Below are 11,665 nucleotides of genomic sequence, written 5' to 3'. Positions count from 1 at the left end.
GGGCTCAGATGATGTTCTGCTGTAAACCAGCCTCTGGTTAAACGTCATCCAACTCCCCCAACCCTAAAATGCCACTACCCTAAATCAATTAACCAATGTACTGCTTCACCACGCGCACCAGAGCATCAAAGTCAAGTGGTTTGGGCAGGTAGTCCGTTACGCCCGCCTCACGGAATTGCTCCATGGAGTAATTGTTGGCGTTGCCGGTAATGGCAATAACCGGGATTTTGGCAATGCGCGGATCCGAATGACGACGAATCTCGCGGGTGCATTCCATCCCATCCTTTACCGGAATGTTGATGTCCATCAGAACGCAGTCGATGGGTTGGCTTTCTACCTGCTTGATAACCTCGCCGCCGTTTTTAGCCGACACAATGCGGTATTTTTGGAGCTCCAGAATTTTTTTGGTCAGGTTCAGGATAACGGAGCTGTCTTCGGCAATCAGAATAGTTTTAGAGTCGGCCATGGGGGAGAAGGGATTGTAGATTTCGGTGAGAGAGTGTGGTTTGTTTCAGCAGGTTAGGGCACACGTATAGTCTGTTTCCCAACATCAGAGTGCCTGAGTCAGGGCAGGGTACACAGCCTTGAACTGTGTAAAGTAATCAAGCATCTTTTGAAAATCCTCTTTGACCGTTTCCGTACGGCCATTTTTGAGGTCATGTTCCAAAGCTTTGGCACTTTCTGCTACGTAGCGAATGCCTAGTGTGAAGCCGGTGCCTTTCAGCTGGTGCAAATGTGGCAAAATCTGCTCGTATTGGCCTTGTTCCACGAAAGTAGCTGCTTCCGACAGTAACTGCCCGGCTTCGAGCTCAAAATCGGTGAAAAGTTGGGCTGCAAACTCGCCCCCGCCTAGCTGCCGCAGCTGCTCCACTATTTCCATATCAATGATATCGGCGGCGGGCGGAGCTTCCGCTTTTTTGTGTTCAACTAGGTCGGGGTTAGGCAGCACCACGGGCTTGTTTGATGTCCACTGGCGCAGCACGGAGTACAAGTCCTGGCTTTTCACCGGCTTCGATACGTAGCCATCCATACCCTGCTGCACAAAGCGGTCGGCATCTTCCTTCATGGAATATGCCGTCATGGCCACAATGGGCGGGCAGCTGGTGCCTAGTCGGCGCCTGATTTCCTGCATAGCCGTCACGCCGTCCATTTCCGGCATCTGGATATCCATGAAAATCAAATCGTATTGCGCATCCGGAGCAGTAGCCCGGCTGATGGCCTCAAATCCATCGGAGGCTACTACAATGTCGCAGCCCAGCTTGTCGAGCAGCCGAATAGCCACCTTCTGGTTGATGGGGTTATCATCCACAAGCAGCACCTTAGGGGCTGTTTCAAAGCGAACCACCTCCTGCGGCCGTTCCCGCGCCGTAAGGCGCTCCTGCACAATCTCGGCCTCGTTGTGCGCAACCCGGCACCGGATGGTAAACCAGAACGTGGAGCCATCACCGATGTTGGAGTACACCCCAATTTCGCCCCCAAGCAATTCTGCTAGCTGCTTGCTGATGGCCAACCCCAGCCCGGTGCCGCCAAAGGCTTTGGTGGGAGTGGTATCGAGCTGCGTGAAGTTGGTGAAAAGCAGTTTTTCGTTGTCTTCTGAGATGCCAATGCCGGAGTCTTGCACGGCAAAGCGCAGAGTGTGCTCTTCCCCGTCCGTCACCGTCGAGGACACAATCACGCTTACCGTACCCGCCGCCGTAAACTTAATGGCGTTGGAGGTTAGGTTGCTCAGGATCTGGAGCAGGCGCGTTTCATCTGTAATGATAAAGCGCGGTGTGTGCGGCGTGATGTGGTAGGTAAAGGAAAGATGCTTCTGGTTGGCCCGGTTGGCAAACAGCGAGTGAATCTTATCGAGGGTGTAGTGCAAATCAATGCCCGACTCACTAAGCTGCAGCTTACCTGCCTGAATTTTCGAGAGGTCCAGAATATCGTTCAGAATAGCCATCAACGCATCCGACGACTTGCGCAGGGTATCCACATACTCTTCCTGCTCTTCCGAGGAAACCGTTTGGTGCAGCAAGTCAATCATGCCAATGATACCGTTCATGGGCGTGCGCAGCTCATGGCTCATGTTAGCCAAAAACAGCGTTTTAGCTTCCAGAGCTTGCTCTGCGGCTTCTTTGGCTTGGCGCAGGTCGTCCTGCATCTGCTTCATCTCCGTGATGTCGCGGGCAATACCTTCCGTGCCACCGTCGCCGTCGGCTACCTTGCGGGCGTTCACTAACACGCTGACTGCGTGCCCGGCTTTATGGCGCATGGCAATTTCAAAGTTGCGGGCCTCGCCGTTCTGCCGCACGCTTTCCAACAGGGTTTCCCGCTGCTCGGGGTGCATGTAAAACTCGCCTATGTAGCGGCCCAGCACTTCCTCCGGTGCGTAACCTAGCATATCCAGCACAGATGGGCTGAGCAGGGTGAGCTTGCCCGTGCCATCGGTGCGGTAGTACACATCCTGGAACGACTCGAAGATGGCGCGGAATTTTTCTTCCTGCGCCGCCAGCTCTAGCTGCGAGCGTTTTTTCTCTGTGATGTCGTGGGCAATGCCCGAAATTTCCTCGAAGGAGCCATCGTCGAGGTAAATGGGGTTGAGGTAGATTTCGCGCCAGGTATCCTGCCCACGGGCGTCGCGCAGGCGTACCTCAAAGCGCTGCGGATGCCCCTGAAACGCCTTGCGGTAGTTTTCAATGAATGCGCTGCGGGCGTCCTCATCCATCAGGGCCACATCGGCTTGCCAGAGGTTGATGTTCAAGGATGGATACACGCCATTACGGCGCAGGAAATAGGCCGCATAGTTGCGGTTAAAGGAGCTCAGGCGCGAGTGCGTATCCACGGACCACATCAAGTGCGAGCCGCTTTCAAAAATGGCGTTCAGTCGGGCGTTTTGCTTCTGAATCTGGACCTCGTTGCGCTTGCGCTCAATGGCCAGGGCCACCTGGTTCGAGATGAAGTGCAGGATTTCAATGTCGGCCGCGGCGTAGGCATCGGCTTTCTGATAATCCTGTACGGCAATTACCCCAATAATTCGCTCGCCAATGCTCAGGGGGGAGCAAAGCATGACTTCCGGCATCAGGCCATATGCCGTGATGGTGCCATTGGCAATTAGCTCCTGTAGCTCGTGCTTGAGCAGGTACAAGGGCCGGCCCGTCCGGATAATGTACTCTGACACGCCCGACGAGAAGGGACGGGCCATTAAGTTTTGGTCGCCCTGCGAGTTCTGGTCTACGAAATACGCAAACTGCAGCTGCGTGCGGGCTTCATCGCAGAGGGCAATGTAAAAGTTGTTGGTCTCGATAATCTTGCTCAGCTCCCGATGAATAGCCCCGTAGAGGGAGCTTAAATCTTTGGAGCTGATAGCCAAGTTGGCAATGCTATAGTACACCTTCTGCAACCGCTCGGCCTTGATGCGGTCTGTGATGTCGTGCAGAATGGCGCGGGTGCTGACGGGCTCATTATCCTGCCAGGAGCAGCTGATGGAGCCAATCAGGTGAATGGGCTTGCCTGATTTGGTCAGGAAAACGGTTTCCAGCTTATTGACTTTTTCGCCCTTATAGAGGTTGCGCAGCTGATACAGCAGCTTGGCCTTGTAGTACGGGTGCACTACATCCGACAGGGTCAGGTGCGGCAGTTCGGTGTCCTCGTAGCCCAGCTTTTCCTTCCAGGCTTTATTTACAAACAGGAAGTGATTATCAATGCTCAGGTTCTGAATCAGGTCGTGGGCATTGTCCAGAAAGTCTTGAAGGCGGTTGCGGTTATCGGTAAGCGCCCGCACGGCCACCTGCTTGTCCGTGATATCGCGCCCCACGAACAAGATGCCGGTAATGGCGCCGTGGTTGTCTCGCTCAAACTCGGAGTGCCAGAAAAAGGTGCGGCCCTGCCCGGAAATCGTGAGCAAGGAGCGCTCAAAGAAATCCTGCAATTCTTCTTCTTCAATAGCTCTTTTGAAGGCGTAGCGGCGTGGCTCGCGCTCCTGCTCCGGAGCAAACAGGGTAAAGTAGTCGCGGCCATAGAGCGTGGGCGCTGGCCGGCCGGTTAGCTCACAGAAGTATTCGTTTACGTCCTGAATGCGAGCGTCCAAATCCAGTAACAAGTAGCCCATGCCAGCTCGGCTGAGCACATCCCGGAACTGTCCGCGCGAAAAGTCAGAGAGGTGCTCAATAGGAGCAGCGGGGCTAAGGGTGTCGGGGCGGTTGTCCGTAAGGGGCGAGGGCACCGCTAGGTCCCGGAGGGTGAGCAGCACCATCGGCTCATCGTTGATATTCAGCCGGCTGAGCGTTACCCAGGCCTGCAGGGTGGTGCTGTTGGTAGAATGACCGCTCCATCGATGCGAGAACCGCTGGCCCGTGGCGATGCACAGCTGTATTCTTTCGCGAAGCTGCAGCTCCGACACGAGCTGGGTAGAGGCTGTGGAGTCCGGGATAAAGGAAAAAGCCATCAGGCCGGTGCCCAGCAACATGGGGCGAGTAGTGCCCAGGTACTGTACGGCCTGCTGGTTGCAGTCGATGAGGATGCCGCGCGCGTCATACAGAAGCAAGCCGTCGTACGATTCCTCAAATAGCGCACGGTACACGTCAGGAGCCAGGCGGGAGCCGTGGGCGGGAAGAGATGCCGATGTACTCGGAGTTGTATTCATGAGAAGAAAAATGCGCGGAACCGGAAGCCAAGGGCCTGGCTAGTCTCCGGATGAAGTTCTTAAATTTGCGACAATTCCTGAAACTACCGTCGTTCCGTTACCGGAACCTGTTTGCTGCCTGTGTCGACACGCCTGGTCTTTGCTGTTACGACTGACCTGAACTACGACCAGCGGATGCAACGCATTTGCGGAACGCTGGCCCAGGCCGGCTACGAGGTGCTGCTAATTGGAAGAGAATGGCCGGCTTCCGTGCCGCTCACGCCTCAGCCGTACCAGCAACACCGACTAGCGTGTTATTTTACGCAAGGCAAGCTTTTTTATCTGGAATATACCCTGCGGTTGAGCGTGTTTTTGCTGGGCCAGCGGGCGGCGGCCTGGTGCGCCATCGACCTGGACACCGCTTTGCCCATGTGGCTTCGGGCGCGCCTAGGAGTCCAGCCGTTGGTTTACGACGCGCATGAACTGTTTACGGAAGTGCCGGAGGTAGTGGCGCGGCCCCGGGTACAGCGGCTGTGGCGGTGGGTAGAAAACTTTATTGTGCCGCGCGCTTCCCTGGCCTACACCGTAGGGCCGGCCCTGGCCCGCGTGCTGGAGCAGCGCCACGGCCGGCCGATTGAGGTAGTCCGGAACATCAGCCTCCTCACCGACGAGATGCTACCCCCGGCGCCGGCCGCAGCCCCGCCCGATGGCTTTATCCTGTACCAAGGAGCGCTGAATGTAGGGCGGGGGCTGGAGCAGTTGCTTCGCGCTATGCCCCTAGTGCGCGGCCGGCTGGTCATCTGCGGCGAAGGCAACCTGTCAGGAAAGCTGCGGGACTTGGCCGCTGAACTGGGGCTAGTACAAAGCGGGCAGGTTGAGTTTCGGGGGTATGTGCTGCCCGCTGAGCTGCAGCAGCTTACGCGCCAAGCCACGCTGGGCGTAATGCTGCTGGAAAACCAGGGGCTGAGCTACTATTACTCGCTGGCTAACAAGTTTTTCGACTACCTGCATGCCGGCGTGCCGCAAGTAGTCATCGACTTTCCGGAGTACCGGGCCCTGAATGACTTGCATGACGTAGCTGACCTAGTGCCCGATCTGGAGCCTGCTACCCTGGCCCGGGCGCTCAACCGCCTGCTGCCCGGCGGCGACGCGGCTCGCTACCAACAGCTGGCCGAAAACTGCCGCCGTGCCCGCCTTGAGCTAAACTGGCAACAGGAAGCAATCCGGCTGCTAGCCCTCTATAAGGACGTAACCGCCTGCCAGCACAAGGAAAGCCTCAAACGCAGCCGCTAGCAGCAGATGCTGTATTTTTGTCTTTTCTACGCCTTTCTTTTACGCTTTTCCTTGTGCCTTTGCTGATGCTCTCTGACCTGGCGGCCGCTACTTCCCCTACGCTGCTGGTAATTACCGGCCCTACGGCCGTGGGGAAAACGGACTTGTGCGTGCGGCTGGCCCAGCAACTGAATACGGAAATTGTATCGGCTGATTCGCGGCAGTTTTTCCGGGAACTAACCATTGGCACTGCCAAGCCAACTGCCGAAGAAATGCAGGGCGTGCCGCACCACTTCATCAACTCGCATAGCATTGTGGAGGAGTACAATGCCGGCCGCTTTGAGCAAGATGCGCTGGTCCTGCTGGCCGACTTGTTTCAGCGCCACCAGGTAGTGATTCTGACGGGTGGCTCCGGCCTGTACCTGCAAGCCGTAACGGATGGATTGGATGAGCTGCCGGCCGTACCACCGGAGGTGCGCCAGCAGCTGCGCGCTGAGCTGGAGGCGCAGGGCCTGGAGCCGCTCACGCAGGAGCTAGCCCGCCTCGACCCCGTAACCTACGCCCGCATCGACCGGCAAAACCCACAACGGGTGCTGCGGGCCTTAGAAATCAGCCGGGCAACTGGGCAGCCATTCAGCTCTTTCCACGGCAGCAAATCGGCGCCTAGGCCATTCAAGGTGGTGAAGGTGGCCCTGAGCCGGGAGCGGGAAGAGCTATATGCGCGTATTGATCAGCGCATGGACCAGATGCTGGCTGCGGGCCTTGAAGCCGAAGCCCGCGCTTTGTATCCGTATCGGCACCACAACGCCCTCCAAACGGTAGGGTACCAGGAGCTGTTTGGCTACTTCGAGGGGCAGTATGATTTTGACGAGGCTGTCCGGCTGCTTAAGCGCAACTCGCGCCGATACGCCAAGCGCCAGCTCACCTGGATCCGCCGCGACCCGGAGTACCAGTGGTTTCACCCAGATGAGCTAGCAGCAGGGTAGGAGCAGCGCTTACCAGGCTCGGCTAAGCTGCAGTTGTGCTCCGGGCAAAATATTGCCACGGGTATCATTCTGCACGGCCAGCCGTCCGCCTATGCGCCAGGTGCGGTCTTGGGTAAGCGCCAGATCTGCATAAAGTGAAGCCATGTAGCCTAGATGAAAGCCCTCCTCGATGGCGGTTTCATAGTAGTAAGCGCCGCTCTGGCTATTGTAGCCGGCACTGGTGAAGGTTTCCTGCTTGGAGTAGCCCGCTACTAGGCCGCCCCCAATGCCAAACTCAACAACCTTATTTACCCCGAAGGGTACCCAAAAAGCCTCTTGCTCCAGATTCAGCGCCCTATACGACTGCGGCACGGCAAGCTCTATGCCTGCATCCAAGTAGTACGGCTGATTGCCCCCGATATAGGCCAGCCGCGACCCTAGGCGCACGTGCTGGCCAAACTGCGGTGCGTACTCAACAAATCCTTTAAAAACCGGATAATCGCCGGTACCATTACGTGAGCTGCCAGCCCCCAGCCGGAACAAGGCCGGACGGTGGGCAGCAGGGGTAGGGGGTGCATCTTGTGCCTGGGCAGAAGAGAAGGTTGCCGTTAATAGAGTGCCTAGTAAAATGGCAGAAGCGTAACGAAAGAGCATAAGCAGAAAAAATATAGCGACGAAAAGGAACTATATCGTGAAATGCAAATTCCCTGCCGAGACCGTACGCCTCAACAGGGAATTTGCATTTCCTGAATACTTACCCGAAAAACTATACGCTCAGGATTTCAACCATGCGCATAAAGCTCTGGTTGATAAGCTTTTTCTTGTGAATGGTATCGGAGAAGGGGGTGTACACCAGTTTGCGGTCGATGATGCCGGCCATTACGTTGCGCATACCGTTCATGAGGCCTTCCACGGCGGCTATACCAATCTGGGAGCCTAGCATGCGGTCGGCAGCCGAGGGGGCGCCGCCGCGCTGAATATGGCCGATAATGGTCACGCGGGTGTCGAGCTCCGGAATAGCGGCTTTCACCTGCTTCGCTACGGAGTGAGCATTTCCTTCTTCGTCGCCCTCGGCAACTACCACCAGAAACGAGGTTTTGGAGCGCTGCCAGCCCGATTTCAGGTTCTCGATGACGGCTTCCGTCGACATCTGCGTTTCCGGAATCATCACGATTTCGGCCCCGCCGCCAATGGCGCACGGAATGGCGATGTAGCCGGAGTCGCGTCCCATTACTTCCACAAAAAAGCAACGGTCGTGCGAGTCGGCCGTGTCGCGAATTTTGTCGATGGCTTCGAGGGCGGTGTTCACGGCCGTATCGTACCCAATGGTATAGTCGGTGCCGTACAGGTCGTTATCGATGGTGCCGGGCGCGCCTACCGTCGGGATGCCGAACTCCTGCTCAAATAGCGTGGCTCCCGTGAAGGTGCCGTTGCCGCCGATGGCCACCAGGCCATCAATGCCGTGGTTCACGAGCTGGTCGAACGCCTGCTGGCGTCCTTCCTTGGTCAGGAACTTTTGGCTGCGGGCCGATTTGAGGATGGTGCCGCCCTTCTGGATGGTATTAGCTACGGAAGCTGAATCCAGCTTCACGAACTCGCCCTTGATCATGCCGCTATAGCCGCGCATGATACCATATACTTCAATGCCGTGGTACACGGCCGTGCGAACTACGGCCCGGATGCAGGCATTCATGCCGGGCGCATCGCCCCCACTGGTGAAAACTGCAATGCGTTTCATCATAAACTCTTCGGTACTCAAACAAAAACCCGGACATGGCCGGGCCGGGCAAAGGTGGCAAATCCCGGGGGAAAGTAAAGGCTTTGCCCGGTAAAAGATAAAATAGGCTGGCCAGACAGCTGTTTTTTTTCGGGCTGCGTATCGGGGTATTGTGTACTGCGCCGCTTCTGGTTACCTTACTAAATGCTTGTACGGCCCCCACCTCGGGGCCGTAGTGCTTCCGCTCGTACTACCTCCCACTCTACCTAATGCTCGCTGATATGTTTGGTTTTTTTGAAAATGAGCAAACCAAAAAGCTCAAAAGCCATATCATGAACCTGGTTGCCCTGGCCAAAGCCGATGGGCACATTGACGAGCGGGAAATGAGTTTCATTGTGCAGGTGGGCAAAAAAAACGGCATGCGCGCCGAAGATGTCCGCTCTATTGTGGGCAATGCCAGCTCCGTGCATCTGGTTCTGCCCGACAACGACTCCGAGCGGTTTGACCAGATTTTTGACCTAGTGGATATGATGCTGGCCGATGGCATCGTGGACGATACGGAAATGGAATTTTGTGTGGATATGGCCGAGAAGTTGGGTTTCCGCAAAGATGTGGTAGGCGTATTGGTGCGCAAAATCTCACAGGGCGTGAAAGACGGTTTCCCGAAAGAGCAAATCAAAGAAGACTCACAGGCCTTCCTGGAACACTAGGCCTTACAGCTGCTCAAACCGCCCTCAAGCCTACCCTTGGGCGCTAGGCACTACCCACTCAATAGCCCGCAGTAGGCCCGCGCAGGCTTCGTCAATCTGCTCGTTGGTGATAGTAAGCGGCGGAGCAATGCGCAGGGAATTGTCGCAGAACAGAAACCAGTCGGTGAGCAGGCGTTCGTGCCAGAGGGCGCGGTCGATAATGGGCTTCAGCACCTCAAACGAGTCGAACTCCACGGCCATCAGCAGGCCGCAGCCCCGCACCTCCCGGATGGCCGGGTGCACCAGCTGCCGCCGAATTCGGGCCGCTTTTTCGGCTACGCCCCCTAGTAAATTCTCTTCCTGAATGGTTTGCAGCGTGGCCAAAGAAGCCGCGCAGGAAACCGGATGGCCCCCAAAGGTAGTGCAGTGCCCTAGGATAGGATTCGTCTTGAACCCGGCCATTACTTCCTGCGACGAAATGAAGGCCCCGATGGGCATCCCGCCGCCCATGCCTTTTGCCGTGAGCAGAATATCGGGCTCAATGCCGAACTGCTCGAAAGCCCAGAAGGTGCCTGTCCGGCCAAAGCCGCATTGTATTTCATCCAGAATAAGCAGGGCGCCGACCTCGGTGCAGCGCTGGCGCAACGCCGGCAAATAGCCCGGCGCCGGTACGCGCACGCCCGCTTCACCCTGGACCGTTTCGATGACCACGGCGGCGGAGTGCTCGTCAATCAGGGCCAGGTCGTCGAAGTTGTTGTGGCGGAAATGGCGCACATCGGGCAGCAGCGGGCGGAACGCGTTTTTGAACCCCTCGGAACCCGTAATGCTGAGCGCCCCGTGCGTGGAGCCGTGGTAGGCATTATGGCTGGAAAGCAAACCCGTGCGGCCCGTATGGCGCTTGGCCAGCTTCAGGGCGCCTTCCACGGCCTCGGTGCCGGAATTCGTGAAGTACACGTTGTCGAGGTGGGCCGGAAGGGTTGCGTGCAGGGCCTGGGCTAGTAGCGCGGGCGGAGCCTGCACTACCTCGCCGTACACCATCAGGTGCAGGTATTTATCGAGCTGATTCTGAATAGCCTGCAGTACCCGCGGGTGACGGTGCCCCACATTGCTGACCCCGATGCCGGAAATCAAATCGAGGTAGCGCTCATTTTCCGGCCCGTACATGTACACCCCTTCGGCGCGCTCAATTTCAAGCAGCAGCGGGAAGTCGGAGGTTTGGGCCTGATGGCGCAGAAAAAGCTGGCGGGGAGTAAGCATATACAAGAAACCAATTCGGGCCCCAAAGGTACGCCACAACGGTTGCCGATGTGCTTCCCCCTGTAAGCTAGCACTACAACGCCGCCTTTCTATTAAGCTGCTTTGTGATGACTGATAGATAGTTATAACAAAAAAGCGGCTGCCGAAGCAGCCGCTTTACCTAGTTAGGTGCGTTTGAAAGCCTAATTACTTTCTCGTTCCTGAGGTTTCAAGCCACGAGGGCCGCCCCGGCGGTCGGCCACGCGTTTGATGACTTCACGGGTGAAGTCGCGCTCCGCGGCGTAGAGCTGGCCTACCTGCCGGATGCTGAGCACCTTCTGAAACTTATCGAAGTAATCCTTCTCCAGTTTTACTTCCTGTTGGCGCAGGTCAAGGGCCTGGGTCAGGTTTTCCTTGATTTGCTGATCGGTGAGGGCTTCGGGAGACGTGATGCGGAGCTGGCGCTGGCGGCGATTCAGGTCGCGGCGTTTGTCAGTGAAGTCGTTGTACACGGGCCAGAACTTTTGGGCCTGCTCCTGCGTCAGCGAAATTTTATCGGTGATGTAGGCAATTTTGGCGTTTTCCAGCTGGCTCAAACGTTCCTGGCGGCCCGTTTGGGCAACCGACACACCGGGCAAGGAAGTAAAAAGCAACAGCGCCAGAAGGCTGCGAAAAAGGTATTTCATAGGGAGAGAAAAGCGAAAATAGCGGTTAGAGAAAAACGTCCTCCGTGGGCTGTGCATCCAGCGCCTCCTGCACCTCATCCGGCGACGCCTCGAAGTACGACTCATCGGGCAATTCCTGCGCCGTGGCCGAAAGCTCGGCCAGATCCGTGAGCGTAACGCGTTGCTCGGAGGCCAGTAGGTACTGCACCATTTGTTCGCGCGGTACGTGGGCTAAGGGGTTTGGGCCTGCCGGAGGGGTAGGGGTGGTGCTCAACAGGAAGGTGGCAGCAAATCCGCCCAGTACCACCACGGAGGCCAATGCCGTGCGTAGCGGTGCCGACAGGGTTGTGAGCCAGCCCCAAACCGCTTCCTGGGCGGGTGCTTCGGGCTGCACGCGCTGCATAACGCGGGCGGGCAGTTGCTCAAAGTAGCAGTCTGGCGGGGCGGCCAGCGGCGGCTGGGGCCGGCGCCGGTGTTCATCCAGACGGAAAGGAGTATTCATATCGGTTAGAGCCGGT

The 11,665-nt window shown here is 57.1% G+C and carries 10 protein-coding genes; 3 read left to right on the top strand and 7 right to left on the bottom strand.

Going from position 1 to position 11,665, the window contains the following annotated elements; translation table 11 throughout:
• Positions 1-88: 88 nt before the first annotated feature.
• Entirely contained in the window at positions 89-466 is a 378-nt protein-coding gene (locus ACYVHC_RS14205) for a response regulator (RefSeq protein ID WP_110978142.1), read from the bottom strand.
• An 84-nt stretch (positions 467-550) separates the two neighbouring features.
• The gene (locus tag ACYVHC_RS14200; protein WP_460614416.1) at positions 551-4,624 is read right to left on the bottom strand and encodes a PAS domain S-box protein; all 4,074 of its coding nucleotides are present in this window, start codon (positions 4,622-4,624) and stop codon (positions 551-553) included.
• Between the two features lie 120 nt (positions 4,625-4,744).
• Here ACYVHC_RS14200 and ACYVHC_RS14195 point away from each other — a divergent pair, with 120 nt between their 5' ends.
• Positions 4,745-5,896 (top strand): glycosyltransferase, encoded by a 1,152-nt coding sequence (locus ACYVHC_RS14195; protein WP_460614415.1) that lies wholly within the window; start codon positions 4,745-4,747, stop codon positions 5,894-5,896.
• Positions 5,897-5,961: 65 nt separating this feature from the next.
• Positions 5,962-6,861, top strand: a complete 900-nt coding sequence (gene miaA / locus ACYVHC_RS14190; protein WP_460614414.1) for a tRNA (adenosine(37)-N6)-dimethylallyltransferase — start codon at positions 5,962-5,964, stop codon at positions 6,859-6,861.
• Positions 6,862-6,870: 9 nt separating this feature from the next.
• On the opposite strand, the gene ACYVHC_RS14185 is transcribed toward miaA, so the two are convergent.
• Entirely contained in the window at positions 6,871-7,494 is a 624-nt protein-coding gene (locus ACYVHC_RS14185) for a hypothetical protein (protein ID WP_460614413.1), read from the bottom strand.
• Positions 7,495-7,606: 112 nt separating this feature from the next.
• Positions 7,607-8,578, bottom strand: coding sequence for a 6-phosphofructokinase (gene pfkA / locus ACYVHC_RS14180; RefSeq protein WP_460614774.1), 972 nt, complete (start codon positions 8,576-8,578; stop codon positions 7,607-7,609).
• A 260-nt stretch (positions 8,579-8,838) separates the two neighbouring features.
• On the opposite strand from pfkA, the gene ACYVHC_RS14175 reads away from it, so the two are divergent.
• Positions 8,839-9,267: a tellurite resistance TerB family protein gene (locus ACYVHC_RS14175; protein WP_460614412.1), complete on the top strand. Its 429-nt coding sequence runs from the start codon at positions 8,839-8,841 to the stop codon at positions 9,265-9,267.
• Positions 9,268-9,297: 30 nt separating this feature from the next.
• On the opposite strand, the gene ACYVHC_RS14170 is transcribed toward ACYVHC_RS14175, so the two are convergent.
• From ACYVHC_RS14170 to ACYVHC_RS14160, 3 genes are all read right to left on the bottom strand, one after another.
• A complete protein-coding gene (locus ACYVHC_RS14170) occupies positions 9,298-10,503 on the bottom strand; it encodes an aspartate aminotransferase family protein (RefSeq protein WP_460614411.1) in 1,206 nt (401 codons plus the stop codon).
• A 182-nt stretch (positions 10,504-10,685) separates the two neighbouring features.
• Positions 10,686-11,168, bottom strand: a complete 483-nt coding sequence (locus tag ACYVHC_RS14165) for a hypothetical protein (RefSeq protein WP_460614410.1) — start codon at positions 11,166-11,168, stop codon at positions 10,686-10,688.
• Positions 11,169-11,193: 25 nt separating this feature from the next.
• Complete coding sequence (locus ACYVHC_RS14160) at positions 11,194-11,649, bottom strand: hypothetical protein (RefSeq protein WP_460614409.1); 456 nt, start codon at positions 11,647-11,649, stop codon at positions 11,194-11,196.
• Positions 11,650-11,665 lie beyond the last annotated feature (16 nt).

This window comes from Hymenobacter seoulensis, assembly GCF_054780535.1.
Note: the sequence above shows the minus strand (reverse complement) of the source record. Positions and strands in the feature narration are given on the sequence as shown.

What these genes read in the sequence shown, in the direction of transcription:
- ACYVHC_RS14205 (WP_110978142.1), bottom strand. Translation starts at nt 466, where the DNA reads ATGGCCGACTCTAAAACTATTCTGATTGCCGAAGACAGCTCCGTTATC.
- ACYVHC_RS14200 (WP_460614416.1), bottom strand. Translation starts at nt 4,624, where the DNA reads ATGAATACAACTCCGAGTACATCGGCATCTCTTCCCGCCCACGGCTCC.
- miaA (WP_460614414.1), top strand. Translation starts at nt 5,962, where the DNA reads ATGCTCTCTGACCTGGCGGCCGCTACTTCCCCTACGCTGCTGGTAATT.
- ACYVHC_RS14185 (WP_460614413.1), bottom strand. Translation starts at nt 7,494, where the DNA reads ATGCTCTTTCGTTACGCTTCTGCCATTTTACTAGGCACTCTATTAACG.
- pfkA (WP_460614774.1), bottom strand. Translation starts at nt 8,578, where the DNA reads ATGAAACGCATTGCAGTTTTCACCAGTGGGGGCGATGCGCCCGGCATG.
- ACYVHC_RS14175 (WP_460614412.1), top strand. Translation starts at nt 8,839, where the DNA reads ATGTTTGGTTTTTTTGAAAATGAGCAAACCAAAAAGCTCAAAAGCCAT.
- ACYVHC_RS14170 (WP_460614411.1), bottom strand. Translation starts at nt 10,503, where the DNA reads ATGCTTACTCCCCGCCAGCTTTTTCTGCGCCATCAGGCCCAAACCTCC.
- ACYVHC_RS14165 (WP_460614410.1), bottom strand. Translation starts at nt 11,168, where the DNA reads ATGAAATACCTTTTTCGCAGCCTTCTGGCGCTGTTGCTTTTTACTTCC.
- ACYVHC_RS14160 (WP_460614409.1), bottom strand. Translation starts at nt 11,649, where the DNA reads ATGAATACTCCTTTCCGTCTGGATGAACACCGGCGCCGGCCCCAGCCG.